This is a genomic window from Stenotrophomonas sp. JAG2 (genome assembly GCF_041080745.1).
In the GTDB taxonomy this organism is placed as follows: Bacteria; Pseudomonadota; Gammaproteobacteria; order Xanthomonadales; family Xanthomonadaceae; genus Stenotrophomonas; species Stenotrophomonas maltophilia_AA.
Genome location: NZ_JBEUMH010000003.1, coordinates 20448 through 46682, shown reverse-complemented (window position 1 = coordinate 46682; position 26235 = coordinate 20448). Strand labels below are relative to the sequence as shown.

Below are 26235 nucleotides of genomic sequence, written 5' to 3'. Positions count from 1 at the left end.
GGCGATTATAGCGGCGGCCTCCGGTCATTCCAAGCCTGTGAAGACCGGGAAAGCTGAACAGGGCCTGCAGATCCGGCGGCTCAGGCCACCAGCGGCTGCCAGGCCACTGCCCCCAGCACCTGACGGGCCTTGGCGCACAGCGCTTCCGAGTTCGCCAGCACGACCCCATCGATCGCCGCGATCGGCCAGAGGCCGGCTGCGTTGCAGGCGATGGCGGCATCGAATCCGGGCAGGTCCGCCAGTGCGACAGGCCGCACCTGCTGATCACCGCCCCACCCCGCCTGCAGCAGACGCTCATGGGTGCCGCGCAGGGCGCGCGCCTCCGGCCAGACCAGCGTGCTGCCCGAGGCGAACGCGATGTTCCAGGTGGTGCCTTCGCTGACAAGGCCGTCGTCGCCGAAAAACAGCGCGTCATCCACCCCGGCCAGCAAGGCCTCCCGGCGATGCTGGAACAACCCGAACGTGCCGACATGCTTCACGTGCGGCAGCTCGCGCTGATAACGGACCGTCCGCAGTCGCCGCGCTATCGCCGGCAGATCGACCGGCGGCGCAACGGCCACCAGCACATCCACGGCGACGGGCTGCAGCGGCCGCCGGAAATCGAACTGGCGCGAAAACACGGTCACCCGCAGCGAGGCATCGACCGCACCTTCGGCCTGCAGCGCGTCGTGCATCCAGGCGCGCACCTGCAGCGGATCCAGTGCGGTGCCGAACAGCTCCACCGTGCCCTCCTGCAGACGCTGCAGATGCAGATCCAGCCCCTGCACCGCGCCTTTGCGCACCTGCAGCGAAGTGAAATGGCCGTAGTTGGTGAGTGCACCGGCAAGATCATCGGCGCTGGCGGCGCGGCCATTGCAGTAGAGCGTCATCCGAGCAGCGCCCTCGCATCGGACCACATCTGCTGCAGCACCTCGGCCGCCGGGCGTGCCGGGGCCATCCACGCGGACTGCCCGGCCCAGGCCTGCATTGCATCGACGTTGTTGTCGCGGCCCGCCTGCGCACGCATCGGCGCAGTCAGCCCACGCTGCACCGGATAGGGCCGCGGCTGTGGTGCGTCAGGAGAAGCAGCGGCGCGCACATACGCCGTCGCCAGGCCACGCCCGAGACGGCCACTGAAGGCGCGCGTCGGCCAGGTGTCTTCCGGCTCGGCCTCGGCCAGCGCCTGCGACCACGCCGGATCCAAGCGGCACTCCGGGGTACGCAGGAAGGCCGTGCCGACCTGCACCGCGCTCGCGCCCAGCGTCAGTGCCGCCGCGATGCCACGACCGTCGGCGATGCCACCGGCAGCGATGACCGGGATCTCCAGGTGGTCGGCCAGCCGCGGCAGCAGCGCGAACAGCCCGACCAGCTGGCGCTCGGCCGCCTCGGGATTGAACGCGCCACGGTGGCCGCCGGCTTCGAAGCCCTGTGCGACCACGGCATCGGCGCCGGCGGATTGCGCGGCCAGCGCTTCGGACAAGGTCGTGGCGCAGGCGATCCAGGCGATGCCCACGTCTTTCAGGCGCTGGACCTGTGCCGCCGTGAACACCCCCATGATGGTCGACGCCACCGCCGGGCGCGCCTGGATCAGGGCATCGAACTGCGCATCGAAATCGGCCGGCCCCGCATCGGCGGCACTGGCCGGCACCTCCGGGCCCCACTGCGCCAGGAAGCGGCGTGTCGCGGTTTCAGCATCGGCATCGCGCGACGGCAGCGGATCCGGAATCCACACATTGACCTGCGCCGGGCCGGTGGACTGCGCGCGGAAATCAGTCATCCACGCCACGATGTCCTGCGGCTGCGACAACACCGCGCCCATCGCGCCCATGCTGCCGGCGTTGGCCAGCGCGGCCGACAGCGGCACCGGGCAGGCGCCGGCCATCGGTGCCAGCAGGATCGGGGTCTGCAATGCAAAACGCCGACAGAAGCTGTCGGCGCGTTCGAGAAGCGGGGAACCATTCACGCGCGGCGCACCTGTGGAAGGAGACGGTGCCAGCATACGCCGCACCGTCCCTGCCCGGAATGCACGCCCGCAGGACTCAGCGCGCCGACAGTGCGTAGGTGCGCACCAGCTGGCTGTCCATTTCCTCGTTGAAGGTGAAGCTCACATAGCGTGCGTCATCGGCGGCGAACTCCTCCTCGACCACCGACCGGCCGATCTCGGTGCCCTCTCCATCCAGCGCGCGCGCCACCAGCTTGCCCTTGAACGGCTTGTCGGCAACCACATAGACAGCGGCATTCTTGGAGCCCATGCCACGGCTCTTGCCCTGGGTCACCGTCAAGCCACGCGTGGCCAGCGCCGGGTCAGCCTGCAGGATCACGGTCATCCGCTTGTCCACACCTTCGCCCAGCCCGGCGACGAAATCGGCGGCGGTCCCGCTGATCGCACTGCCGGCCTTCTGCGATACAGAAGCATCGTCTTTGCAGGCGGCCAGGGACAGGACGAGCGCCATCACCACGATCAACTTTTTCACGAACATTCCCTTGATAGTTCAAGCGAACCAGTGAATCAGCCGGCCGGACCCGCTACAAGAGGCAAATCCAGCACCCGATGACGCTTGCAACCTGTATTGCCCTTCTCAGCGGAACGGCATGCCGCCGCGGCCGCCCATGGCGCCCATCATCCCCTTCATGCTGCGCATCATGCCCTTCATGCCGCCGCCGGCCATCTTGCTCATCATCTTTTCCATCTGCTGGAACTGCTTCATGAGCTTGTTGACGTCGGCCGGGGTCAGGCCGGAACCACGGGCGATGCGGGCGCGGCGCGAGCCGTTGAGCAGGCCCGGGTTGCGGCGCTCTTTCTTGGTCATCGAGTTGATGATCGCGATCATGCGCGGCACTTCCTTGCCCTGGCTGACCTGCTGCTTGAGGTGCTCGGGGATCTGGCCCAGGCCCGGCAGCTTGTCCATCAGGCCGCCGATGCCGCCCATGTTCTGCATCTGCTCGAGCTGGTCGCGCATGTCGTTCAGATCGAACTTCTTGCCCTTGGCGACCTTCTCGGCCAGCTTCTGCGCCTTGTCCTTGTCGACCTGCTGCTCGACCTGCTCCACCAGCGACAGCACGTCGCCCATGTCCAGGATGCGGCTGGCGATACGGTCCGGATGGAACACGTCCAGGCCGTCCGGCTTTTCGCTCACGCCGACGAACTTGATCGGCTTGCCGGTGATGTAGCGCACGCTCAGCGCGGCACCGCCGCGGGCGTCACCGTCGGTCTTGGTCAGCACCACGCCGGTCAGCGGCAGCGCGTCGCCGAAGGCCTTGGCGGTGTTGGCGGCATCCTGGCCGGTCATGGCGTCGACCACGAACAGCGTTTCGGCCGGGTTGACTGCGGCGTGCAGCGCCTTGATCTCGGCCATCATCGCTTCGTCGATGGCCAGGCGACCGGCGGTATCGACGATCAGCACGTCGACGAACGACTTGCGGGCGTCATCGATCGCGGCGCGGACGATGGCTTCCGGCTTCTGGTCGGCGGTGGACGGGAAGAACAGCACGCCGACCTGGTCGGCCAGGGTCTTGAGCTGCTCGATCGCGGCCGGTCGGTAGACGTCGGCCGAGACCACCATCACCTTCTTCTTGCGCTTTTCCTTGAGGTGCTTGGCCAGCTTGCCCACCGTGGTGGTCTTGCCCGCACCCTGCAGGCCGGCCATCAGGATGATCGCCGGCGCCGGCACGTTGAGGTTCAGGTCCGACGCGGCCGAGCCCATGACCGCGGTCAGCTCGTCGCGCACGACCTTGATCAGCGCTTGGCCCGGGGTCAGCGACTTGAGCACTTCCTGGCCGACCGCGCGCACCTTGATGCGTTCGACCAGCGCCTGCACCACGGGCAGCGCGACGTCGGCTTCGAGCAGCGCGATGCGGACCTCGCGGGTGGCCTCGCGGATGTTTTCCTCGGTCAGGCGACCGCGGCCGCGCAGCCGCTCGATGGTGCCGGAGAGGCGCTGGGTCAGGGACTCGAACATGGAAGCGACCTGTTCAGAACAAAAGACAATGAGACCGCCAGTATAACGGTTCCGCCCGGACTCCCGGACCGGCCCTGCCTGCGGCCCGCCGGGCATCGCCAGCACCCCGGGGGTATGCGAAACTGACACGATGACAATCGTTCTCATCGCGACCCTGCTGTACCTGACCGCCACCGGCCTGCTGGTGCGCGCGGTCGTCCGCGATGATGCGGTGACCTCACCGGCCTGGCTGTGGCCGGCGCTGCCGGCGATGCTGCTGCACGGCGGCTATCACGTGCTGGTGGCGATGCGCACCAGCGGCGGGCCGGACATGCACTTCTTCGCCGCCCTGTCGCTGGTCGGCCTGGGCATGGCGTGGCTGACCTCGCTGGTGGCCGCGCGCGGGCGCATGGCCGCGCTGGGGGTCCTGGTGTTCCCGATGGCCGCGGCCGTGCTGTGGATCTATCACGCCTACGGCCACGCACCGAGCCGGCCGCTGGGCTGGCAACTGGCCACGCATGCGTGGATGGCCCTGCTTGCGTACGCCACCCTGAGCGTGGCCGCCTTGCTGGCGATCATGCTGTGGCTGCAGGAGCGCGCCCTGCGCCGCCGCGATTTCCGCCCGTGGCTGCGCGCCCTGCCCCCGCTGGCCGACCTGGAAGCGCTGCTGTTCCGGGTGATCGCCGTCGGCTTCGCACTGTTGACGCTGACGCTGGTCACCGGCGTGCTGTTCGTCGATGACCTGCTGGCCCAGAAGCTGGTGCACAAGACGGTGCTGAGCATCCTGTCCTGGATCGTGTTCGGCACCCTGCTGATCGGCCGCCGCCGCTATGGCTGGCGCGGCGCGAAGGCCGTGCACTGGACCCTGACCGCGATGGCGCTGCTGCTGCTGGCGTTCTTCGGCAGCCAGTTCGTGATCGAGCTGGTGTTCGGGCGCACCCGATAGAGGCGTGCCGACCAACGGTCGGCACCTACCCGTGGACCGCATGCCGATCGTTGGTCGGCACGCGGCCCCGCCGGGGATTACAGACCGTAGCGTTCGATGGCCTCCAGGTGGCGCTGCGCGTCCTGGTTGCAGGCTTCTGCCAGGCGCAGCCAGCACATCGGGTGCGTCCACGCGGCGGTGGCCTCCACCAGGAAGCGGTGCAGTGCCAGCGGTGGCTGGTCCTGCGGCTGCGCAAGGGTGAACAGGACGCCGGGCAGATGGCCGCCCTCGGTGTCCGGATCGGTCAGCTGATAATCATCGCGACTGTGCTTCCACAGCTTCCAGCCACGCGCCTCGACCGCCTCGGTGAAAGCGTTCCACGCCGCCTCGCCCGGGTCCACGCCATCGATCAGCCAGCTTGCCGCGTAGCCACCACTTTCCAGCGTATGCACCTCGGCATAAGTAGGCATGAAGTGCTCGCGCTCGGCCTCGTCTTCCGGCGCCGCGTGTACCAGTTCGGCGTCGAAGACCACCCAGTCGTCCACCCGTTGGGTGCGGTTGGCCGGGGCATTCTCGATGATGCGCGCGGTCACCGGTCCGGTACGGCGGGCGTAGTACTCGATCGGCTCGCCGCCATCCATGCAGCGGATGATGACCCAGCCGAAATTCTCCTCCACCGGCCCGTCCGTGCTCTCCAGTTCCATGCCGATGGCAGCGGCCGAGTGGCGCACCGCCGGCCAGTCGCGCGCGGCGCTGGCGGCGGTCATGTGGTCCCAATGCGCGCTGCGCGGTTCCTCCAGTACCTCGGTGAGGTGGCGGTAGTGCTGCGCGGCCTCCTCGAAGCGCTTGGCAACCAGGTACGAGGACGCAAGCATGCCACGTGCGCCGTGCGACCCTGGCGACAGCGCCAGCAGCGCAGTGACCGCCTGTTCCAGTGCCGCCCAGTCGGACAGGCGCCGGGCCAGCTGCGCCTGGCACCAGAGGGCGAACACCGGCACCGTCACCTCGTAGTGGCGGGCCAGGCGTAGCAGCCCGGCTTCATCACCGCGCTGGGTCAACAGCCGCATCAGCGAATACGCGGGCTGGGCATCTTCTTCCGGATGCCGCTCCACGAATGCCCAGAGCAGCGCGATGGCATCGTCCTCAGCGCCACAGGCGCTCAGCGCCGAGGCGGCGGTGTCCACCAGCGCGGCGTCATCGGGCCGCTCTGCCACGCCCTGCAGCAGCCACTCCGCTTCGCGCTCGGGATCGCGCGACTGGCTTGCCTCGCCCTGCGCGGCCAGCCAGTCGAGCAGTTCCGCGGCGGGCACAGGGAGTGCGGCCGCGGCCGGCGCGGCATCGATGCGCGCGGCCATGTCCGCCACCTGCTGGGCCGCGCCGCGGTCCTGGCGCAACTGGCCGAGATGGCGGCGGGCAAGTGCCAGATGCCGGCGTGCTACCCACCCTGCCCCGCGCTGCAGCGCCATCTCCACGCACAGCCCGGCGATCTCGATCACGAAGCGGTGCGCGCCGACGTCGGAAAAGTGCGCCAGGGTGGCGTTGAGACGGCTGCCCAGGTCCCAGCTGTTGCGTTCCGGCGACGCCCGCACCAGCAGCGCGACCACGTGCGCCCACATGCGCCGGTAGTTCGGCGACAACTGGCCGAACGGCACGAGCGAGGCCAGCGCCTCTTCATCGCGGCCCAGCTGTGCCAGCGCCCAGGCTTTGGACAGCCTGCGCGGCACGGTGCAGTTGGCGGGTTCGTAATTCCCTTCGGCAGCGACCTCCCCTTCGCGCTGCTCGATCAGTGCCAACGCCTCGGCGGCGCGGCCGCTGGCGAGCAGGATCTTGATGCGCGTTTCCGGGAAGCTGTCGTACACCGTGCCACCGTGCGCCAGGACGGTGGCGGCCTGCACGTCCAGGTACGTCAGCGCCTCGTCGGCGCGGCCATCGTCGAGCAGCGCGTCGGCCTTCTCGCAGCTCAGGCACTGGAAGCATGCCCAGCTCGGATCCACTCGCGACAGCGTCTCTTCGCACACCTCCACACGCTCGGGCACCCAGCCCGGACCGTCGATGTTGCCGTAGCAGGCGGCCAGGTCCTGGGTAACGCAGATCGACTGCGGGCATTCGGCCGTATCGGCGCGATGCGCGCGTTCGAACAGCGCCACCGCATCGCCCAGTGCCGATTCGCCTTCAACCCGGTTGCCGACCCGGTTGCGCATTTCCCAGTGGCCGACAAACACGTCCAGCCAAGGATTGCCCAGGGTCTTGCCCAGCGCACGCGCCTCGGGCAACAGCGCATCGACACGGTCCATGCGCAGTTCGCAGACGTCGTCGGTGAGCCGCGTCAGCAGCTGCGCGCTCTGCGGCTGCCCGGCTTCGCCCAGGTCGTCCTGCAGCTTTTCCACCCAATTCCAGATATCCATGCGGTCCCAGCGTCCTAGTGTGTCGAAATGGAGAGTCAGCGCGGCGCCTGCAGCATCTGCTGCAGGGCCACGGCGATGTCGGCAAATGCGCGGTTGAGATCGCCGCTGCCGGTGCCGGCATCCTGCGCACGCCCCTGCGCACTGACGATGATCTTCAGCGAACGCAGCAGACGCGCAGCGGCCTCGGCCTGCGGGTTGCCGCTGCGCATCGCCGCCAGCAATGCCTGTACCGCGGGGTTGTCCAGGTTGATGTACAGGCGCGACACCTCGCGCGCGGCGATGCGCGCGGTGAACTGGCGCGCCAGCCGCAATGCCGCCATCGAGACGCGCTTGTCGTTGTCATCGTCTTCGAGGCGGCGCTTGAGTTCGGCTTCGCGGTCGGGCACTACCACCACCGGCAGCTCGATCGGGCTGAAATGCGCAGGCAGCAGCTGCTCGCCATCGCCCAGGTGCTGCTGAAGCCATGCGATGTCGGCCTCGGGCAGGCTCCCGGCCTTGAACAGCGCGCGGTTGCCCTGCTCGGTGCCCAGCTCGACCAGGCGCATGCCCTTGGCCTGCGCCCAGCGCCGCAGGAACGGCACCACGGCGTAGCGATGACCATGCGCGACAGGAACGCCCATCGCCCGGAACAGCATTTCCTCGAAGCCGCCGCCGCTGTCCAGGATCACATGCAGCGCGCCGCGTGAGGGCAGCTCGCTGGCTTTCATGTCGCCCTGCGAGGTCGGCAGGCGCACGTGCTCCATCAGAAGCTGGAACAGGCGCTCATCGCACAGTGCCGCGCCGAGCAGCGCTTCGTTGTGGCGGGCCAGGACCCGGCGCCATGCCTCCGGCTGCTGGCGCGCCACCTCGGCCAGGCCTTCGATCAGGGCTTCGCCCAGCGCATGCTGGACCGAGCGGTAGGCCTCGTCGCGCTGCAGGTCTTCGCGGCTGGCAGTGGGGGTGAGGCGGTTGGACTCGATCACCCCGCCGATGAACCCGGCCCACGGCGGCAGCAGGTCGCGCGCGTCGTCGTCAAGCAGCATGCCGCGCACGAACACGGACAGGTTGCGGTTGTCGCTGGTGCCATAGGTGGCACCGTCCTGCACCCACAGCAGGCCCACGCCATCGCTGCCGGGCGCGGCGCGCACGGGCACGGCGCAGATGGGTTCGAAGTTGCGCTCGAAGCGCGCGGCGAATTCCACCGCGCGGCGCTGCGCCTGCAGCGGGTGCAGCACCACGCCATCGCGGGGGCGCCACGGCGGCGGCTCGGGGTTGATCGGCTGCGCATCGTGGCCGATGTAGATCGGTTCGCGCAGCAGCGCACAGTAGCGGCCGAGGATGTCGCGCAGATGCGCTTCCTGGGCCAGGTGCTGGAAGTCCGCGTGCAGCTCCAGCAGCACTTCGGTGCCGATCGCACGCGCCGGCATCGGCGACACGGTGTACTGCTCGGCGTTGCTGGACACATAGCAATGCCCCAGCGTCGGGGTCTGGTAGGACGTGGTGCGCAGCGTCACCCGTCGTGCCAGCACGAAGGCGGACAGGAAGCCCAGGCCGAACATCCCGATCAGGCCTTCATCGTCCTCACCGGCCTGGCGCAGGCCGCGGGTATAGCCCACACCCACGGTAGCCAGGTAGTCGTGGATCTCGCGCTGGGTGAGGCCCGCGCCGGTATCGATGATGCGCACGATGCCGTTGCCCGCATCGCCATGCACTTCGATACGCCCCGGCTCGACCCAGTCGGGTTGCTCAAGGCGGCGGCGGACCAGGGAATCGTGCGCGTTCTGGACCAGTTCGCGCAGGGCGACCACCGGGGTGGAATACAGATGCTTGCCCAGAACCGTCATCAACCCATTGAGATCGACACCGGCACGACGGATTTCAGTGGCGCCGGCGGCTTCGAGGGTCGTCTCTTCCATGTAATCGTTTTCTCCGGGGTGCGTGCCCCGGCGTCGAAATGAGCCGGGGCGAGGAAGCGCCGGGAAAACTAGCACAGCCCTGTGTGATTGCGGCTGCGTCCTGGCGCCGTCATCGAGGCCCTCACCTGCGCGCCGGGAAGGCCCACAGCCTTGGCAGTAAAAGCCCCGAGTGCCCTTGCTTCACTGGGTGGCGGATGAACTGCAGCTGTGCGGCCTGCCATTCACAGCGCGTCGATCGCCTCCGACAGCCGCTCCACCGCGATCACCTCCATGCCCTTCACGCTGCCGGTCTTCGGCGCATTCGCCTTGGGCACGATCGCGCGCTTGAAGCCATGCGTGGCCGCTTCGCGCAGGCGGTCCTCACCGTTGGGCACCGGGCGGATCTCGCCGGACAGGCCGACCTCGCCGAACGCGATCGTCTTCTCGGCCAGCGGCCGGTCCTGCAGCGAAGACAACACCGCCAGCAGTACCGGCAGATCGGCCGCGGTCTCCTGCACACGGATGCCACCCACCACGTTGACGAACACGTCCTGGTCGCCGACCAGCACCCCGCCGTGGCGGTGCAGCACCGCCAGCAGCATCGCCAGCCGGTTCTGTTCCAGGCCCACCGCGACCCGGCGCGGGTTGGACAGCGGCGAGGCATCCACCAGCGCCTGCACTTCCACCAGCAGCGGACGGGTGCCCTCGCGGGTGACCATCACGCAGCTGCCGGGCTGCTGGGTGCTGCCACCGGACAGGAAGATCGCGGAGGGATTGGAGACTTCCTTCAGCCCCTTCTCGCCCATCGCGAACACACCGAGCTCGTTGACCGCGCCGAAGCGGTTCTTGAAGGCGCGCAGCAGGCGGAAGCGGCTGCCGCTCTCACCTTCGAAATAGAGCACCGCATCGACCATGTGCTCGAGCACGCGCGGGCCGGCGATGCCGCCCTCCTTGGTCACGTGGCCGACCAGGAACACGGCCGTGCCGGTCTCCTTGGCGAAGCGCACCAGCCGTGCCGCGCTCTCGCGCACCTGGCTGACCGAACCGGGGGCCGCGGTCAGCGATTCGGTCCACAGGGTCTGCACCGAATCGGCCACGATCAGCCGCGGCTTGGCCACGCTGGCATGCTGCAGGATCGCCTCGACCTGGGTTTCGGCCAGCGCATTGACGTTGTCCAGCGGAAGATCCAGCCGCACCGCGCGGCCGGCGACCTGCGAGAGCGACTCCTCGCCGGTGATGTACAGCACCGGCAGCGTCGCGGCCATCTTCGCCACCGCCTGCAGCAGCAGGGTGGACTTGCCGATGCCCGGATCACCACCGACCAGCACCACCGCGCCTTCGACCAGGCCGCCACCCAGCACGCGATCGAACTCGCCGATGCCGGTGCTCACCCGCAGGTGCTCGGTCTGCTGCACGTCCTTGAGCGCCATGATCTTGGGCGCGTCGACCTTGCCGGCCCAGCCGGAACGGCGCGACGCCGGCGAGGACTTGGCGGGCGTGGCGCTTTCCAGCGTGATCTCGCTGAGCGTGTTCCATACCCCGCACTCGGTGCACTGGCCCTGCCACTTGCTGTATTCGGCGCCGCATTCACTGCAGACGTAAGCGGTGAGTCGCTTGGCCATGTCCACTTCCGCTTCAGAATCGATGGGGCAGGATAGCCGAGCCGCGTCGCAGCAACCGAGACGCCGGACGTACGCGCTCAAGATTCCGGCCCCGATGCCGATACTGCGGCGGGCCACTGCCCCTCCTTCAATCTCTCCAGGTTTCTCCATGACCGGCACCTACAGCCAGAGTCTTGTCGTCTTCTCGCTGCTGGTCGCCATCCTGGCCTCGTATACGGCCCTGGACATGGCCGGTCGCCTGGCCAGCACCCGTGGCCGGGTCGCCCGCTGGTGGCTGGCCGGTGGCGCGGGCGCGATGGGCCTGGGCATCTGGTCGATGCACTTCATCGGCATGCTCGCCTTCGATCTGCCGATCCCGGTCGGCTACGACCTGGCGATCACCCTCTACTCGCTGGCGGTGTCGGTCGGCGCCTCGGCCTATGCCCTGTGGCTGGTCTCGCGCGCGGAGCTACCCTGGTCGCGGCTGTGTGCCGGCGCGGTGCTGCTGGGGCTGGGGATCGCGGCGATGCATTACCTGGGCATGGCCGCGCTGGAGATGCAGCCGGGCATCGACTACGACCCGCTGTGGTTCACCGCCTCGATCCTGATCGCCATCGGCGCGGCCGGTGCGGCGCTGTGGATCGCGTTCCGGCTGCGCCTGGAACAGCGCCGTCCGTTCCTGCTGCGCGGCGTGGCCTCGCTGGTGATGGGCCTGGCGATCGTCGGCATGCACTACACCGGCATGGCGGCGGCCACCTTCCCCGAAGGCGCGCTGTGCGGCGCGGCCTACGGCCAGGGGATCGATACCAAGTGGCTGGCGGTGCTGGTGATCGTCACCACGCTGGCCACGCTGGGGATCGCATTGATCGCCTCGGTGTTCGATCGCCAGATGCGTACCCGCACCGGCCTGCTCGCCGATTCGCTGGCCCAGGCCAACGAAAAGCTGATGCAGGCCGCCCTGCATGACCCGCTGACCCAGCTGCCCAACCGCATGCTGCTGCAGGACCGGATCGAACAGGCCATCGAAAAGGCACAGCGTCGGCAATTCAGCTTCGCGGTGATGTTCTGCGATCTCGATGGATTCAAGGCGATCAACGATGCCTACGGCCATCAGCTCGGTGACCAATTGCTGATCCAGGTCAGTGAGCGGATCACCGCGCTGCTGCGCGCGCAGGACACCTTCGCACGCCTGGGCGGGGACGAGTTCGTCATCGTGTTCCAGGTGGAGGATCCCGAAGACGCGGCCGTGGTTGCCGAACGCATCATCGCCAGCGTGGCCGAGCCCTTCGAGATCGACGCACTGGAACTGCAGGTCAGCGCCAGCCTCGGCATCGCGCTGTACCCCGCCGATGCCAGCACCGAGCGGGACCTGATGGCGCACGCCGATGCGGCGATGTACCACACCAAGGACTCGGGCCGGAACGGCTATACCTTCTTCACCCAGTCGCTCAACGTGAGCGCCAACCGCCAGCTGAAACTGCTGCAGGAGCTGCGCAAGGCGGTCAGCCGCAGCGAGCTGGTGCTGCACTACCAGCCCAAGTTCCAGGCCAACGGGAAGTCGCTGATCGGCGCCGAAGCACTGGTGCGCTGGCAGCACCCCGAGCTGGGCCTGCTCTCGCCGGATGCGTTCATTCCGATCGCCGAGCGCAGCGGACTGATCCTCTCCATCGGCGACTGGGTGCTCGACCAGGCCTGTGGGCAGCTGCGTCACTGGCACGATGCCGGGCACCCGGACTGGACCATGGCGGTGAATCTGTCGCCGCTGCAGTTCGGCTCCAGCACGCTGCTCGAGACTGTGCAGCGCACGCTGGACAAGCATGGGCTGGACCCGAAGCGGCTGACCCTGGAGGTCACCGAGACCACCGCGATGCGCGACGTGGAAGCCAGCCTGCTGATCCTGCACGGACTGACCGCGATGGGCGTGAACATCTCCATCGATGATTTCGGCACCGGCTATTCCAGCCTGCTCTACCTCAAGCGCATGCCGGCCACCGAGCTGAAGATCGACCGCGCCTTCGTACACGACCTGGAAGACAACGCGGAAGACGCCGCGATCGTTTCCTCGATCATCGCCCTGGGCCGCTCGCTGCAGCTGCAGATCGTCGCCGAGGGCGTGGAGACCGCCGGTCAGCGCCAGTACCTGAGCGACATGGGCTGCGATCAGCTGCAGGGGTATCACCTCGGGCGGCCGGTGGATGCCGTGGAGTTCATGCGGCTGGCGAAGGCGGCGTAACGCGCGGCACCATCGCCATCACATCGCGCAACAAAAAGGCCGCCCGAGGGCGGCCTTTCTGCGTGTGGCAACGTCGGAGAGACGTCAGTGCATCATGTGCACGTTCATGTTGTGCATGACCCACAGCGAACCGGCGACGATGATGCCGATCACCACGACGGTGAAGGCCGCCGCGCTGACGTTCCAGCGCTGTTCCGAGGAGCGGTCCAGGTGCAGGAAGAACACCAGGTGCACCAGGATCTGCAGCACCGCGGCAACGACGATGATGACGCCGGTGGTGAAGCGCGGCAGGTCGCCATGCATGACCGCCCAGAACGGGATGATGGTCAGCACGGCGGCCAGGACGAAGCCGATCAGGTAGGACTTGACGCTGCCATGGCTTTCGCCGGCAGCGCTGTGGCCATGATCGTGTGCGTGATTGTCATGTGCGGCCATTACAGCGCTCCATTCAGATAGACGACGGAGAACACGCCGATCCAGATCAGATCCAGGAAGTGCCAGAACAGGCTCAGGCACGCCATGCGGGTCTTGTTGGTCTGGGTCAGGCCGTTCTGCTTGATCTGGATGAACATGATCAGCAGCCACAGCAGACCCGCGCTCACGTGCAGACCGTGGGTACCGACCAGCGCGAAGAACGCCGACAGGAACGCACTGTGGTCCGGACCGTAGCCCTGATGGATCAGGTGGTTGAACTCCCACACTTCCATGCACATGAAGCCGAAGCCCAGCAGCCAGGTCAGGGCGAGCCATGCGTACATCTGGCCCACCTTCTGCTTGTGCATGGCGATCATGCCCAGGCCGAAGGTCAGCGAGGAGACCAGCAGCAGCGTGGTTTCCCAGGCGACGAAGGACAGTTCGAACAGGTCCTTCGGGCCGGGGCCACCGTCGGTGCCGCCGGACAGCACGATGTAGGTCGCAAACAGCGTGGCGAAGATGAGGCAATCGCTCATCAGGTACACCCAGAAACCGAAGACGGTATTGCCGCCGGTGTCGTGGTGCTCGTGGTCGTCATGGCCGTGGGCCGCCGCGTGCGCGGCGTGCCCATGGTTCATGGTGTTGGGGATAGTGGTGCTCATGCCTTCAGCTCCGATTTCACCAGGCCCTGCGCCACCAGGTGGCGACGGTGCTCATTCTCGATCCGCTCCACTTCCGCGGCCGGCACGTAGTAATCCACGTCCTTGTCGAAGGTGCGCCAGATGAAGGTGCCGATCATGCCGACCAGGCCCACGATCGCCAGCCACCAGATGTGCCAGATCATCGCGAAGCCGAACACCAGGCTGAAGGCGCCGATCACCACACCGGTGCCGGTGTTGCGCGGCATGTGGATGTCGGTGTACTTGGCCGGGCGTTCCCACGCCTCACCACGCTGCTTGCGCTCCCAGAACTCGTCCAGTTCGTTGACGCGCGGCAGCGAGCCGAAGTTGTAGAACGACGGCGGCGAAGAGGTTTCCCACTCCAGCGTACGGGCATCCCACGGATCGCCGGTCAGGTCGGCGGTCTTCTTGCGGTCGCGGATCGACACGGCGATCTGGATGATCTGGCACAGGATGCCGGCGCCGATGATGAAGGCACCGCACATGGCGATGATCAGCAGCGGCTGGTATTCCAGGTTCGGGTAGCTCTGCATGCGGCGGGTCATGCCCATGAAGCCCAGGATGTAGAGCGGCATGAACGCGACATAGAAGCCGATGAACCAGCACCAGAACGCACGCTTGCCCCAGGTTTCGTTGAGGCGGAAACCGAACATCTTCGGCCACCAGTAGGTGATGCCGGCGAACATGCCGAACACCACGCCGCCGATGATGACGTTGTGGAAGTGGGCGATCAGGAACAGGCTGTTGTGCAGCACGAAATCGATGGCCGGGATCGCCAGCATCACGCCGGTCATGCCGCCGATGGTGAAGGTGACCATGAAGCCGATCGTCCACAGCACCGGGGTCGTGAACTGCACGCGACCGCGGAACATGGTGAACAGCCAGTTGAAGATCTTCACGCCGGTCGGGATCGAGATGATCATCGTCGTGATGCCGAAGAAGGCATTGACGTTGGCACCCGAGCCCATGGTGAAGAAGTGGTGCAGCCAGACCAGGAACGACAGCACGCCGATGCAGGCCGTCGCGTAGACCATGCCCTTGTAACCGAACAGCGCCTTGCGCGAGAACGTGGCGATGACCTCGGAGAACACGCCGAAGGCCGGCAGGACCAGGATATAGACTTCCGGGTGACCCCAGATCCAGATCAGGTTGATGTACAGCATGGCGTTGCCGCCACCGTCATTGGTGAAGAAGTGCGTGCCGAGGTAACGGTCCAGGGTCAGCAGCACCAGGGTGATCGTCAGCACCGGGAAGGCGGCGATGATCAGCACGTTGGTGACCAGCGCGGTCCAGGTGAAGATCGGCATCTGCATCAGCTTCATGCCGGGCGTGCGCATCTTCAGAATGGTGATGAAGAAGTTGATGCCGCTCAGCGTGGTACCCAGGCCTGCTACCTGCAGGCCCCAGATGTAGTAATCGACACCTACACCTGGACTGTATTCCTTGCCTGACAACGGCGGGAAGGCCAGCCAGCCGGTCTGCGCGAACTCACCGACACCCAGCGAGATCATCACCAGGCCCGCGCCCGCCACGAACAGCCAGAAGCTGAGCGAGTTGACGAACGGGAAGGCGACGTCGCGTGCGCCGATCTGCAGCGGCACGACGACGTTCATCAGGCCGGTGATCAGCGGCATCGCCACGAAGAAGATCATGATCACGCCGTGGGCGGTGAAGATCTGGTCGTAGTGATGCGGGGGCAGCACGCCCTCGTTGCCGCCGGCAGCCATCGCCTGCTGGATGCGCATCATGATCGCGTCGGCGAAGCCGCGCAGCAGCATGACGAAGGCGACGATGAGGTACATCACGCCGATCTTCTTGTGATCCACCGAGGTGAACCACTCTTTCCAGAGATAGCCCCACAGCTTGAACTTGGTGATCAGGGCCAGCACGAGCAGGCCACCGATCCCCGCGCCGATCAGCGTGGTGATGATGATCGGATCGTGCGGGATGTCGGCAAAGGTCAGTTTACCCAACAGATTCATGGTCATTCTCCCGAGCCGTCGTGACCGGCGTGGCCGGCTGCGGCGTGCTCGTCTGCAGTGTGTGCGGCGTCCGCGGCAGCGGGCTGGTCGGCATGGACCGGCAGCTTCGCAGCGTCGTCGTGGGCTCCGCTCATGGCCTGCATGTCGTGGCCTTCATGGCTTTCGCCTTCGACGCCGTCATGCTTCATGGCCTTGTGGTCGTGCTTCATGCCGTAGTGCTGGTTGTCGCCCATGTGCTTGGCGATGACCCAGTCGAACAGGCCGGCCTCGGTGGTGCCGTAATAGGTCACCGGGTGCCAGTCGTGGTTCTTCTCGGCGACCAGCGCAGCGAAGGCGGCCTTGTCCAGGTTCGCGCTTTCGGCACGCACCTTGGTCAGCCACTGCTGGTACTCCGCCTCGGTCACCGAGTGCGCGGAGAAATGCATCTTGCTGAAGCCCGCGCCGCTGTAGTGCGAGGACATGCCCGGGAACTCACCGGTCTCGTTGGCGATCAGGTGGAGTTTGGTCTCCATGGCCGTCATCGAGTAGATCATGCTGCCCAGATGCGGGATGAAGAATGCATTCATCACCGAATCGGACGTGATCTTGAAGTTCAGCGGGGTATCGACCGGGAAGGTGATCTCGTTGACGGTGGCGATGTTCTCTTCCGGGTAGATGAAGAGCCACTTCCAGTCCAGCGAGATGGCTTCGATCACCACCGGCTTCTTGTCCGAGTCCAGCGGACGGTACGGATCCAGCGCGTGCGAGGAACGCCAGGTCAGCACGGCCAGCACCAGCACGATCATGCACGGGATCGACCAGACCACCACTTCGATGGCCGTGGAGTGCGACCACTTCGGCTCGTAACGGGCCTTGGTGTTGGTCGCACGGTACTTCCACGCGAAGGTGAGGGTCATGATGATGACCGGCACGACAACCAGCAGCATGAGCACGGTGGCCGTGATCAGCAGGGTCTTCTCGTCGTGGCCGATCTGGCCCTTGGGGTTGAGGATGGCCGAGTTGCAGCCCGTCAGGAACACGGACAACGCAAACAGCAGGCCCGGACGCAGGAAGCGTCCAAGGGGTTTCAACGGAATCATCGGTCGATCCAATTGCGTAGGGAATGCCAGTTCAAGCCCGCCTCCGTCCCAGCCAAAGCCGGTGGTGCCGGTCCAAGGGGACAGGCACGAAGGACGATCATGTCAGCCTTCTAATTTTAGGCCGTCACGCATCATTTAAGAAAGGCATTGACAATGATCCAGCGCAGGAAAGGCCTGTTTTAGGCTGCGACACGTTGTCGCAGTACCGGGCAATGACCCGATTCGGCAACATTCCGGCCCTTGTATAGACATGAACGGGTCAGGTCCGGGGCTCGGGGTGGCCACCGTACACGCACCGGCGGTCGGCGTCATCGGCGGCGGCGCTCAGGGGGCCAGCACCCGGTTCGCGCAGTCCGCCCCCCTGACGAAGTCGGCCAGGTTGCCCAGCGTGATCTCCGAGATCTCCTGCAGCGCCTCCACCGTGAAGAAGCCCTGGTGCCCGGTCACCAGCACATTGGGGAAGGTCATCAGGCGCTGGAACGCGTCATCGTCGATGATCTCGCCGGACCAGTCCTGGAAGAACAGCCCGCTCTCCTGCTCGTAGACGTCGATGGCCAGGTGCCCCAGGCGGCGGGACTTCAGCGCGCGGATCACCGCATGGGTATCCACCAGCCCACCCCGCGAGGTATTGACCAGCATCGCCCCGGGTTTCATCCGGGCAAGTGACGCGTCGTCGATCAGATGATGGGTGTCCGGCGTCAGCGGACAGTGCAGCGAGACGACATCCGATCGCTCGAGCAACTCGTCCAGCGCGACCGACGCGCCGATGGCGGCGAACGCGGGCGACGGATACGGATCGTGGCCCAGTACGGTGCAGCCCATGCCCTTGAAGATGCGGGCGGTCGCCAGCCCGATCTTGCCGGTCCCCACGATGCCCACGGTCTTGCCGTGCAGGGTGCGGCCCAGCAGGCCATCGAGCATGAAGTTGCCCTCGCGCACCCGGTTGTAGGCGCGGTGGGTGTGCCGGTTGAGCGTCATCACCAGCGCCAGCGCATGTTCGGCCACGGCCTCGGGCGAATAGGCGGGCACGCGCGCTACGAACAGGTCCAGCTGGCCGGCGGCGGCCAGGTCGACATTATTGAAGCCTGCACAACGCAGCAGCACCGCGCGCACGCCCAGTGCATGCAGCGCCTGCAGCACCGGCGCATCCAGCCGATCATTCACGAATACGCAGACCGCTTCGCAGTCCTGCGCCAGTGCCGCGGTATGTACCTCCAGCGCGGCGTCGAAATACAGAAACTCGAAGGACTGCCCTGCCCCGCGGCGTTGATTGGCTTCCTCGAGAAAGCGCTGGTCATACGGGCGGGCGCTGAATACTGCGATCTTCATGAGGCGGATTCCCGGGAGTTCGAGCATGACGATACCGCAGTACACTCCGGCCAACTGCCTGGAGACCGCCGTGTCCCTGACTGCCCGCCTGCTCCGCTGGACCGCCACGCCGATGGGCCGGCGCGCCCTGTTCGCGCTTACTGCCGCGATCGTGACCCTGATGGCCTGCAACCCACTGCTGGTGCCACTGCTGCCCGTGGTGGATGCGCTGGGGCTGGATGTACTGATCCTGCTGATCGGTGCGCAGGTAATGACACTATTGCCGTGGGTGCGGCTGCATGCCAGCCGTATCGCCCGCCTCGCCGCCCGTTTACTGCTTGGTGCGCTCGCAGGTTTCATCGGCGGCTATCTGCGGCAACTGGTATTCGGCAGTGGCCCGCGTTGGACCCGCACGCGCGCGTGACCTAGTATTCGGCACTTGCCGGACGCCATGGGTGGATGTGCGTGGAGAGTTTTGAGCGGTTCAACGGGCGCCGTAGCGGTGCGGGCAAGGACGTCGCGATCCTGTCACACGGTTTTGGTACCGATCAGACCGCATGGAACGCACTGCGTCCCTGGTTTGAAGCGCGCTTTGATGTGATTTCCTTCGATCTTGCCGGCTGCGGCCCGCACGGTGCACAGACATACGATTTCGAACGACACGGCTCGCTGTTCGGGTATGCCGACGATCTGATCGACATCCTCGACGCGCTCGACGTGCGTGACTGCACCTACATTGGCCACTCGATGAGCGGCATGATCGGCGCGGCGGCTGCCGTCGCGCGGCCGGAGCTGTTCGAGCGCCTGGTCATCATCGGCGCATCGCCGCGCTACCTCGACGATGACGGGTACACCGGCGGCTTCAAGCCGCAGGACCTGGACCAGTTGTTCGACAGCATGCGCGCCAACTACCAGGCCTGGATCGCCGGCTTCGCCCCGATGGTCGTCGGCGTGGAGGACAGCGCGGTCGTCGCCGATTTCTCCAATACCCTGTTCCAGATGCGCCCGGATATCGCACTCAATACCTCGCGCACGATTTTCACCTCCGATCTGCGCAGCCTGGCCGCGCGGGTTTCAAGGCCGGTCCACCTCATCCAGACCGCACACGACGTGGCGGTACCGGTCGCGGTCGGCCACTGGCTGGCCAACGCGATTGAGGGCGCCACCCTGGATCTGATCGATGCCTCGGGTCATCTTCCGCACATGACCGCGCCCGATGACGTCATGCGCATCCTCGAACAGCGACTGGCAGGCACCGCGTTGTGACGACGTCCGACAGTGACGCGCTTGCCGCGCTGTGCCAGTTCGCCCGCCTCGCCTCCCACGCCGACCTGGTGATGGCAGTGGAAGTGGACGCCGGCGGCAGGGCGACATGGGCGGTCGCGGCCCCGGCGCTGCCCTCGTCGAGCTTCAACCTGTCGCGCAGCGGTCTCCTCGAACACACCTGGAGCGGTGAAGCCGTCGAAGCAACGGGGTTCCGGCTGCCGACGGCGATCATCCATGCACTGGAAGGCCTCCCCACCCACCTGCTCTACGTGCCGGCCCCGTCGCACGGGGCGCCGCTGAGTGGCCTGCTGCTGCTGTGGCGAAGCGCCCCTGCCCCTGCAGCGATGACGGCGCAGGTGCCGCTGCTGGCGACGAGCGTGGCCCGCCTGCTGTCCGCACGGCGGGAGGCCGCACGCGGTGCGATCGTCCGCAATCAATTCCTCGATCTGTTTGAAAGCGTGCCGGCGGGCATCGTCCTGATCGATGGCGATGGCGTGGGCGCCGCCGTCAACGAGCATGCTGCCGAGCTGCTGGGGTGTCCGGCGGGCAATCACCGCGCGGCGGACCTCGCCGGCCCGATGCGCGCCCTGCGCCAACGCTGCGACAACCATGCCGAGCTGGAGCTGGCCTACAGCGCCCAGATGAACAACGATCAGTTCGCCGCGAAGCAGAACTGGACGCTGGGCGAACGGACCTTCGAGGTGGATACCCATCCGGTACGCGGCAACGGCGCCCACGGGCGCATCTGGCTGTTCACCGACGTCACCGCCGATCTGCTGATGGCCGCCGAACTGCGCCGCCTCGCCTCCTCCGATCCCTTGACCGGCGTGCCCAATCGCCGTCACTTCGAGGAATGCTCCGCGCAGATCATCGCCGCCCGTGAAGCGAACGGCCGTGCGGTCGCGGTGCTGATGGTGGACGTGGATCACTTCAAGAAGATCAACGATACCTACGGCCATCCGGTCGGCGATGAAGTACTCAAAGTGGTCGCCAGGCGTTGCCGGGATGCCCTGCGGGAGCGCGATCTGTTCGCCCGTTTCGGTGGCGAGGAATTCATCGCGCTGCTGGCCGCCTCCGCCGTGGATGAGATTCCCGCAGCCGCCGAGCGACTGCGCAGCGCGGTCGCCGCCGAACCCATCCTGGTGGGCGGCGAACGTATCTCCGTCTCCGTCAGCGTCGGCGGCGCGATCGGCGAGGCGTTGCCGGGCGGCGACCAGAGACTGCTGGAGGCGCTGATCGCCCGCGCGGACGAGGCGCTGTATGACGCCAAGACCAGCGGGCGGAACCGGGTCCGGATGGCGGCCCTGCAGCCCGACCTGATCGCCCCCTGAGGCGAGCGGGCGGCACTTGTCCGGGCCAGCCTAACACTGTTAGATTCGCCGCCTAACATCGTTAGGCAGGGCCAGCAGTGCGTCAACCCATCGCGCGGGAAAACATCGTCGAGGCGGCCTTCCGGATCCTCGACGAGGCCGGCCTGGAGGGCATCACGCTGCGCAAAGTAGCCTGCTCGCTGGGCATCCGCGCGCCGTCGCTGTACTGGCACTTCAAGAGCAAGCAGGCGCTGATCGATGCCATGGCCGACGCCATGATCTGCAACGTCGCCCGTGACATGCCCGTCGGCCAGCCATGGCGGCAGACCCTGCTGCAGATCGGGCGCGAGTTCCGCCTGGCGTTCAAGGCACGCCGCGATGGCGCGCGGGTCTATGCCGGCACCTTCCTGGCCACCGAGAACATGCTGCGGGTGGGTGAGGCGAGCATCGCCGCGCTGATCGGCGCGGGCGCCTCGGCACGCTTCGCCGCGACCACCTCGATGGACCTGGTGTATTACACGATGGGCTTCGTCATCGAGGAGCAGTCCTGGCCCGGCGACGGCAGCATGGAGGCGCTGGGCGAGGCGTTCATGGCCTTGGCCGAAGCGCGCTTCCCCCATTGCTGGCAGGCCCGTGATGTGTGGAGCGAGGTCGATTTCGACGCCCGCTTCGAGCAGGGGCTCGGCCTGATGCTGGATGGCATCGCACTGCGCCTGTCCCGCGAATCCTGATCCCCCACTCCTTTTTCTCCCGCTGTTCCGACCCGGAAAGCCCCTCAATGCGTGCACCCTCCTTCCGCAGTATTTCCCTGATCCTGGTCGCCGCGCTGCTGTCCGCGTGTGGCGGCAAGGACGACAAGGCTTCGGCCGACGCCACGGCCGCCAGTTCGGCGCTGCCGGTCTCGCTGGCGCCCGCACAGCAGCAGACCATGGCGCGCACGGTGCTGGTCTCCGGGCCGGTGACCGCCTACGAGGAAATGCAGCTGGGCGTGGAGATCAGCGGCCAGCGGGTGACCGCGCTACTGGTGGACGTGGGCCAATGGGTCAAGCAGGGCCAGGTGCTGCTGCAGGTGGACCATCGCACCCTGGACAGCGAGCTGGCGCAGGCCGACGCCTCGCTGCGGCAGGCGCAGGCCTCGCAGGAACTGGCGCGGATGAACTACGAGCGCAGCGCCAAGCTGGCCGCCCAGCAGCTGATCAGCGAAAGCAGCCTGGATGAACTGCGCGCCTCGCGCATCAATGCCGAGGCGCAGACCTCCACCGCACGCGCCGCACGCGACGCGGCCAAGCTGCGCCGCGACTTCGCCGACCTGCGCGCACCGGCCGACGGCCTGATCTCCAAGCGCCTGGTGCAGCCGGGCCAGGTGGTCTCCGCCGGAACCGAGCTGCTGCGCCTGATCCGCGATGGTCGCCTGGAGTGGCGCGCGGAGCTGCCGGAAAACCAGCTGGCCGATGTGGCGGTAGGCAACACCGTGGAGCTGCCGTATGCCGGCCAGGTGGTCAGCGGCCGCATCCGCGCGGTCACCCCGGGTGTCGATGGGCAGACCCGCACCGGCACGATCTACGCCGATCTGCCCACGCCCGGCCCGCTCAAGCAGGGCATCTACGTGGATGGCCGCATCGTCACCGGCGACGGCCCGGTGCTGACCATCCCGACCGCGGCGATCGTGCAGCGCGATGGCCACAACTACGTGTTCACCGTGAACGACAAGCAGCAGGCCACCCGCCACCGGGTCAGCACCGGCCAGGCCGTGCAGGGCCGCACCGCGATCCTTGAAGGTCTGAAGGCCGGTGACCAGGTCGTGGTGGATGGTTCCGGCTTCCTCGGTGAGGGCGACCGCGTGCGCGTAGTGGCCGCGACCAAGGCCGCCGCACGATGAACATTTCTGCCTGGGCGATCAAACGCCCGTTGCCTGCGCTGCTGATCTTCTTCGTGCTGTGCGTGGCCGGCCTGTGGGGGTTCCATCAGCTGCCGGTGGCGCGCTTCCCGGACATCGCCTTCCCGATGACCACGGTCACCGTCACCCAGCCCGGCGCCTCGCCGAGCCAGCTGGAAGCCGAAGTGACCCGCAAGGTCGAGGACTCGGTGGCGACGGTCAACAACGTCAAGCGCGTGATGTCCTCGGTCAGCGAAGGCGTCAGCACCACCACCATCGAGTTCCAGCTGGAGGCCGACCTGGCCACCGCGCTGGACGACACCCGCGATGCCGTTACGCGCATCCGCACCGACCTGCCGCAGGACATCCAGGAGCCGGTGATCTCCAAGGTCGATATCGGCGGCTCGCTGATGACCTATGCGCTGGTCGCACCGCACATGACCACCGATGAGGCCAGCTGGTTCGTCGACCGCGACATCTCGCGTGCGATGTACGGCGTGCCCGGTGTCGCGCGCGTCACCCGCGTGGGCGGCGTGCAGCGCCAGGTGCGGGTGGATCTGGATCCCAACGCGCTGATCGCGATGGGCATCACCGCCGGCGATGTATCGCAGCAGCTGGCCCGCATCCAGGTGGAGCGCGCCGGCGGCAAGACCGAAGTCGAGGGCGCGCAGCAGACCATCCGCACGCTGGGCACCGTCGGTGACGCACAGGCGCTGCGCGACTACTCGATCGCGCTGCCGGACGGGCGCGCGGTGCGGCTGTCCACGCTGGCCACGGTGACCGACGGCGCCGCCGACCCGACCGAAGCGGCCCTGCTGGACGGCAAGGGCGTGGTGGCCTTCTCGATGTCGCGCACCCGCGGCTCCAGCGAGGTCAAGGTCGAAGCCGGCGTGCATGACGCACTGGACAAGATCAAGGCAGAGCATCCGGGCATCGACTTCCGCCTGGTCACCACGGCGATCGATGAGACGCACCGCTCCTACGATTCCTCGATGACCATGCTCTGGGAAGGCGCGCTGCTGGCCCTGCTGGTGGTGTGGCTGTTCCTGCGCGACTGGCGGGCGACGTGGGTGTCGGCGCTGGCGCTGCCGCTGTCGATCATCCCGACCTTCGCGGTGATGTACTTCTTCGGCTTCACCCTCAACATCATCACGCTGCTGGCGCTGTCCGTGGTGGTGGGCATCCTGGTGGACGATGCGATCGTGGAGATCGAGAACATCGTGCGCCACCTGCGCATGGGCAAGCCACCGCTGGAAGCCGCGCGCGAGGCGGCCGGCGAGATCGGCAACGCGGTGATCGCCACCTCGCTCACCCTGGCCGCCGTGTTCGTGCCGGTGGCCTTCATGCCCGGCATCGCCGGCAAGTTCTTCCGCGAGTTCGGCTGGACCGCCGCCACCGCCGTGCTGTTCTCGCTGCTGGTGGCGCGCCTGCTCACGCCGATGATGGCCGCCTACCTGCTCAAGCCGCATGGCGAGGAGAAGCCGGAATCGAAGCTGATGACCTGGTACCTGGGCTGGGTCGACGCCGCGCTGCGCCATCGCGGCCGCACGCTGTGGCTGGCCACCGGGTTGTTCGTCGCGTCGCTGGCGCTGGTGCCGTTCATCCCGGCCACCTTCATCCCGCAGTCCGATCTGGGCCGCAGCAACCTCAACCTCGAACTGCCGCCGGGCACGCGCCTGCAGGAAACCGTGGCCGTCGCCGAGCACGCCCGTGCGCTGCTCAAGGACATGCCCGAACTCAAGCAGGTCTACACCGCGGTCGGCGCCGTGCTCGACCTGGGCGACCCCAGCGCAACCGGCGTCGGTGAGCCGCGCAAGGCCACCCTCGTGCTCGACTGGGGCACCACCGACACACGTGAGCGCGACCAGCGCGTGCTGGAGCGCGAGGCCCGCCAGCGCCTGGCCGACCTGCCCGGCGTGCGCGTCAGCTACGTCAGCTCCGAGCCGGGCAACCTGCTGCAACTGGTGCTCTCCGGTGACGACCCGCAGCGCCTGCAGGATGCCTCCACCGCGCTGGAGCGCGACCTGCGCGGCATCCAGGGCCTGGGCAGCGTGACCTCCACCGCCTCGCTGCTGCGCCCGGAACTGCAGATCGTGCCGAACCCCGCCCGCGCCGCGGACCTGGGCGTGGCCACCGCCGATATCGCCGAGGCCGCCCGCATCGCCACGGCGGGCGATTACGAGCAGCGCCTGGCCAAACTCAACCTGCCCGACCGGCAGGTGCCGATCCGGGTCGGCTTTGCAGAAGCCACGCTCGCCAACCCCGGTTTGATCAGCCAGCTGCGCGTGCCCGGCCGCAATGGCCCGGTACCGTTGGCGGCCGTCGCCGACATCCAGCAGGGCAGCGGGCCGTCGCAGATTTCGCGCTACCAGCGCCAGCGCAACGTGACCCTCACCGCCGAACTCAACGGCCGCCCGCTGGGCGATGTGATGACCGAGGTGCAGGCCCTGCCGAGCGTCAAGCAGCTGCCGCCGGGCGTGACCTTCCTCAACACCGGCGATGCGGAAGTGTTCGTCGAACTGTTCATCGGCTTCATGCTGGCGATGGCGGCGGGGTTGATCTGCATCTACATGGTGCTGTTGCTGCTGTTCAACCACGCCCTGATGCCGATCACCATCCTTGCCGCGGTGCCGCTGTGCGCCGGCGGTGCGTTCGGCGCGTTGCTGATCACCCAGAACATGCTCTCGCTGCCGGCGCTGATCGGCCTGCTGATGCTGATCGGCATTGCCACCAAGAACTCCATCCTGCTGGTGGATTACGCGGTGATGGCCGAAGACGAACACGGCATGAGCCAGCACGATGCGCTGATCGATGCCTGCCACAAGCGTGCACAGCCGATCATCATGACCACCCTGGCGATGGGCGCGGGCATGATGCCGATCGCGCTGGGCTTTGCGGGTGACTCCAGCTTCCGTGCACCGATGGCGATCGCCGTGATCGGTGGCCTGATCACCTCGACGCTGCTCAGCCTGATCGTGATTCCGGCCGCTTTCACGGTGGTGGATGACGCGGGGGATTGGCTGTCGCGGAAGTTCCGGCGGCGGTCTTCGCATCCGGCTGTCGGCGGTGCGGAGTGAGCTGACCCGCCACGCCGCCCCAAACAAAAAGCCCCGGCCAAGGCCGGGGCTTTCTGCTGTATCTGGTGCCGGAAATAGGAATCGAACCTACGACCTACGCATTACGAATGCGCCGCTCTACCAACTGAGCTATTCCGGCGAGGTCGTGAATTCTAGGGGGTGCGGGCCACTTTGGTCAATCAGGGCAGCGCCTCACCGTGGAACGGCCCGCCGCCCAATGGCCCGGCAAGACGTGCTCCTGCCGCACCGCGCCTTGACGCGCCAGCCTCTACAGTGAATCCCCCACCT

20 protein-coding genes and 1 tRNA gene are annotated in these 26235 nt (G+C 67.1%); 8 read left to right on the top strand and 13 right to left on the bottom strand.

The window, feature by feature from the left end:
• Nucleotides 1–80: 80 nt before the first annotated feature.
• The 4 genes from AB9O74_RS04375 to ffh form a co-directional block, all read right to left on the bottom strand.
• Nucleotides 81–869, bottom strand: a complete 789-nt coding sequence (locus tag AB9O74_RS04375; protein WP_369348576.1) for an aminotransferase class IV family protein — start codon at nucleotides 867–869, stop codon at nucleotides 81–83.
• Nucleotides 866–1942, bottom strand: a complete 1077-nt coding sequence (locus tag AB9O74_RS04370; protein ID WP_369348575.1) for an NAD(P)H-dependent flavin oxidoreductase — start codon at nucleotides 1940–1942, stop codon at nucleotides 866–868. The genes AB9O74_RS04375 and AB9O74_RS04370 overlap by 4 nt, the downstream gene beginning before the upstream one ends.
• Before the next feature lie 76 nt (nucleotides 1943–2018).
• Nucleotides 2019–2453, bottom strand: coding sequence for a hypothetical protein (locus AB9O74_RS04365; RefSeq protein WP_369348574.1), 435 nt, complete (start codon nucleotides 2451–2453; stop codon nucleotides 2019–2021).
• 105 nt (nucleotides 2454–2558) lie between these two features.
• On the bottom strand, nucleotides 2559–3938 hold the full coding sequence (ffh, locus tag AB9O74_RS04360) for a signal recognition particle protein (protein WP_019184491.1): 1380 nt from the start codon (nucleotides 3936–3938) through the stop codon (nucleotides 2559–2561).
• A 130-nt stretch (nucleotides 3939–4068) separates the two neighbouring features.
• Between ffh and AB9O74_RS04355 the strand changes: the two genes are divergently transcribed.
• A complete protein-coding gene (locus tag AB9O74_RS04355) occupies nucleotides 4069–4863 on the top strand; it encodes a cytochrome c biogenesis protein CcsA (protein ID WP_346479572.1) in 795 nt (264 codons plus the stop codon).
• Between the two features lie 77 nt (nucleotides 4864–4940).
• On the opposite strand, the gene AB9O74_RS04350 is transcribed toward AB9O74_RS04355, so the two are convergent.
• From AB9O74_RS04350 to radA, 3 genes are all read right to left on the bottom strand, one after another.
• Nucleotides 4941–7247 (bottom strand): hypothetical protein, encoded by a 2307-nt coding sequence (locus tag AB9O74_RS04350; protein WP_369348573.1) that lies wholly within the window; start codon nucleotides 7245–7247, stop codon nucleotides 4941–4943.
• Between the two features lie 35 nt (nucleotides 7248–7282).
• Nucleotides 7283–9142 (bottom strand): ATP-binding protein, encoded by a 1860-nt coding sequence (locus AB9O74_RS04345; RefSeq protein ID WP_369348572.1) that lies wholly within the window; start codon nucleotides 9140–9142, stop codon nucleotides 7283–7285.
• A 221-nt stretch (nucleotides 9143–9363) separates the two neighbouring features.
• Nucleotides 9364–10743: a DNA repair protein RadA gene (gene radA / locus AB9O74_RS04340; protein ID WP_346490173.1), complete on the bottom strand. Its 1380-nt coding sequence runs from the start codon at nucleotides 10741–10743 to the stop codon at nucleotides 9364–9366.
• 148 nt (nucleotides 10744–10891) lie between these two features.
• On the opposite strand from radA, the gene AB9O74_RS04335 reads away from it, so the two are divergent.
• Entirely contained in the window at nucleotides 10892–12955 is a 2064-nt protein-coding gene (locus AB9O74_RS04335; RefSeq protein ID WP_369348571.1) for a putative bifunctional diguanylate cyclase/phosphodiesterase, read from the top strand.
• An 84-nt stretch (nucleotides 12956–13039) separates the two neighbouring features.
• Here the strand turns inward: AB9O74_RS04335 and cyoD are convergent, their stop codons facing one another.
• The 5 genes from cyoD to AB9O74_RS04310 form a co-directional block, all read right to left on the bottom strand.
• Nucleotides 13040–13390, bottom strand: a complete 351-nt coding sequence (gene cyoD / locus AB9O74_RS04330) for a cytochrome o ubiquinol oxidase subunit IV (RefSeq protein ID WP_121043457.1) — start codon at nucleotides 13388–13390, stop codon at nucleotides 13040–13042.
• Nucleotides 13390–14031 (bottom strand): cytochrome o ubiquinol oxidase subunit III, encoded by a 642-nt coding sequence (gene cyoC / locus AB9O74_RS04325; protein WP_046272182.1) that lies wholly within the window; start codon nucleotides 14029–14031, stop codon nucleotides 13390–13392. The genes cyoD and cyoC overlap by 1 nt, the downstream gene beginning before the upstream one ends.
• On the bottom strand, nucleotides 14028–16025 hold the full coding sequence (gene cyoB, locus AB9O74_RS04320; protein ID WP_176990137.1) for a cytochrome o ubiquinol oxidase subunit I: 1998 nt from the start codon (nucleotides 16023–16025) through the stop codon (nucleotides 14028–14030). The genes cyoC and cyoB overlap by 4 nt, the downstream gene beginning before the upstream one ends.
• Before the next feature lie 8 nt (nucleotides 16026–16033).
• The gene (gene cyoA / locus AB9O74_RS04315) at nucleotides 16034–17110 is read right to left on the bottom strand and encodes a ubiquinol oxidase subunit II (protein WP_369348570.1); all 1077 of its coding nucleotides are present in this window, start codon (nucleotides 17108–17110) and stop codon (nucleotides 16034–16036) included.
• A gap of 324 nt (nucleotides 17111–17434) precedes the next feature.
• Nucleotides 17435–18439, bottom strand: coding sequence for a 2-hydroxyacid dehydrogenase (locus AB9O74_RS04310; protein WP_369348569.1), 1005 nt, complete (start codon nucleotides 18437–18439; stop codon nucleotides 17435–17437).
• 70 nt (nucleotides 18440–18509) lie between these two features.
• On the opposite strand from AB9O74_RS04310, the gene AB9O74_RS04305 reads away from it, so the two are divergent.
• The 6 genes from AB9O74_RS04305 to AB9O74_RS04280 all read left to right on the top strand — a co-directional run bounded on the left by AB9O74_RS04305 (nucleotide 18510) and on the right by AB9O74_RS04280 (nucleotide 25947).
• Nucleotides 18510–18842: a hypothetical protein gene (locus AB9O74_RS04305; protein ID WP_369348738.1), complete on the top strand. Its 333-nt coding sequence runs from the start codon at nucleotides 18510–18512 to the stop codon at nucleotides 18840–18842.
• 35 nt (nucleotides 18843–18877) lie between these two features.
• Complete coding sequence (locus tag AB9O74_RS04300; protein ID WP_369348568.1) at nucleotides 18878–19684, top strand: alpha/beta fold hydrolase; 807 nt, start codon at nucleotides 18878–18880, stop codon at nucleotides 19682–19684.
• The gene (locus AB9O74_RS04295; protein ID WP_369348567.1) at nucleotides 19681–21015 is read left to right on the top strand and encodes a diguanylate cyclase; all 1335 of its coding nucleotides are present in this window, start codon (nucleotides 19681–19683) and stop codon (nucleotides 21013–21015) included. Before AB9O74_RS04300 ends, AB9O74_RS04295 begins: the two co-directional genes overlap by 4 nt.
• 77 nt (nucleotides 21016–21092) lie before the next feature.
• Complete coding sequence (locus AB9O74_RS04290) at nucleotides 21093–21725, top strand: TetR/AcrR family transcriptional regulator C-terminal domain-containing protein (protein WP_369348566.1); 633 nt, start codon at nucleotides 21093–21095, stop codon at nucleotides 21723–21725.
• Nucleotides 21726–21772: 47 nt separating this feature from the next.
• On the top strand, nucleotides 21773–22873 hold the full coding sequence (locus tag AB9O74_RS04285; protein WP_176990048.1) for an efflux RND transporter periplasmic adaptor subunit: 1101 nt from the start codon (nucleotides 21773–21775) through the stop codon (nucleotides 22871–22873).
• Nucleotides 22870–25947: an efflux RND transporter permease subunit gene (locus AB9O74_RS04280; RefSeq protein ID WP_369348565.1), complete on the top strand. Its 3078-nt coding sequence runs from the start codon at nucleotides 22870–22872 to the stop codon at nucleotides 25945–25947. The genes AB9O74_RS04285 and AB9O74_RS04280 overlap by 4 nt, the downstream gene beginning before the upstream one ends.
• 63 nt (nucleotides 25948–26010) lie before the next feature.
• Here the strand turns inward: AB9O74_RS04280 and AB9O74_RS04275 are convergent.
• Nucleotides 26011–26086: transfer RNA gene (locus tag AB9O74_RS04275), tRNA-Thr, on the bottom strand.
• Between the last annotated feature and the right edge of the window lie 149 nt (nucleotides 26087–26235).